General features: G+C 39.3%; 1 protein-coding gene. It reads right to left on the reverse strand.

Translation table 11 applies throughout. The features are described from left to right. Positions 1-94: 94 nt before the first annotated feature. A complete protein-coding gene (locus tag N482_RS04600) occupies positions 95-1,102 on the reverse strand; it encodes a hypothetical protein (protein ID WP_063375958.1) in 1,008 nt (335 codons plus the stop codon). Positions 1,103-1,564: the final 462 nt, after the last annotated feature.

The raw sequence follows: 1,564 nt of genomic DNA on the forward strand, positions 1-1,564 counted from the left end.
GTACAAATAACGTTCGTTTTAATAAGATCATCATTTAAACCTTTCAAAAAATTTTCTGATTATTGGAGGCTTTGTTATATTTAGAAAAGCGTTTTTACTGACTCTCAGCCACAGGGCTGCCGAGCAAGTCAGTATGAACAAATACCACTTTTTTAGTGACAATGCTTTTGGACGGCGAATACCCAGAACACCCTCCTGCATTGCAGGCTGCGTAACGGTACGCATAACTTTTACCTGCAATGTGGGACATCGTATTTCCTGACGTTGAGCTGGAAGTTTTGTATACCCGCGTATTATCAGTCTGATTATGTTGTTCAACTTTATAGTTAGTTGCACTGCTGACTGAGGCGAAGTTTATAATCGTATTTGCCCCTGATGCACTCACGCTTGGCGGACTAATGGGTGTAGCGGGATAAGTGACTATTTGCGCTGCTGGTGAATACTCTGAGCACCCTCCAGCATTACAAGCTGCATAATGGTAAGCATAACTTTTGCCTGCAGCGTGAGACATTACATTACCCGACGTTGAGCTGGTTGTTTTATAAACCTTCTCGCTATTCGCCTGATTATGTTGTTCGATTTTATAACTGGTTGCGCCGCTGACAGAGGTTAAGTCAATAACCGTATTTGCCCCTGACAAGTTCAAGCTTGGTGGATTGCTTGGCGTAGCGGGTGCTAGCATGATGGCATTACTGATTTCAGAGTATCCAGAGCAATTGTTACCTCCATCACATGCCTTTACCCTAAAACGGTGGGTTTTTCCAGCAACGCCTGCCATAGTATATTGCGTTGTGTTTGCTTGGTAAGTTTGACTTTGGGTTACGTCATTTATAATTAATTGAAGAGTAAAAGAAATATTAGACGAGCTTGCAAAAGACCTCGCACTTGCTGCTCCGTATAAATCTGAGTTAGAGTTGTGATCTACCCATTTAAAAACTAAAGTAGCACCACTTTTAGATAAGTTTGGGTTTGTAGGGGTTTCAATTACCGTGTGCACGGGACAGGGGCTTAATCCTGAAGAAAAAAGGTCATTACAAAATGCGTAAATAGGTTTTGACACAAGCACGACAAAGCATAAGAGCAAAGGTCTTAGCAAGTCCATTTGTATAGTCCTTGATTTAAGTATCATTATCTACGTAAATTAAATGTTATTGTGCTTAAAAATGCAACAGTTTTTTGTAAAAAAGATCGAATTCAGGATGACTTTTCCAAATTTACTAGGGTCTATTGCACGCTAATTCCGAATAGAGTTATTGAACCTCATCTGAAAGGGTCTGCGTTTAAATACTCTAGTATTTACAGACGATAAGCTCACTTCATAGGTTGGATCTTAAGAAAACTTGAAGGCGAACTCTTTTAATGATCAAATGGTTACGCTAAAAATCACTCAATCAAAAATAGAGCGCTTATGAACCTTAACCAAATTTGCCAACAAATTAAAGCTGTCTTTTCATCTGATAACCTGAACCAACAAGCTAATGTGAATTTGAGTTTGTGAATTTGAGTTGACATATATGGACACTCCATTTATGTCAAGTTAAGGAAGTCTATCGGGGCAGTTTTT

The sequence above is a fragment of the Pseudoalteromonas luteoviolacea NCIMB 1942 genome, assembly GCF_001625595.1.
Lineage (GTDB): Bacteria > Pseudomonadota > Gammaproteobacteria > Enterobacterales > Alteromonadaceae > Pseudoalteromonas > Pseudoalteromonas luteoviolacea_A.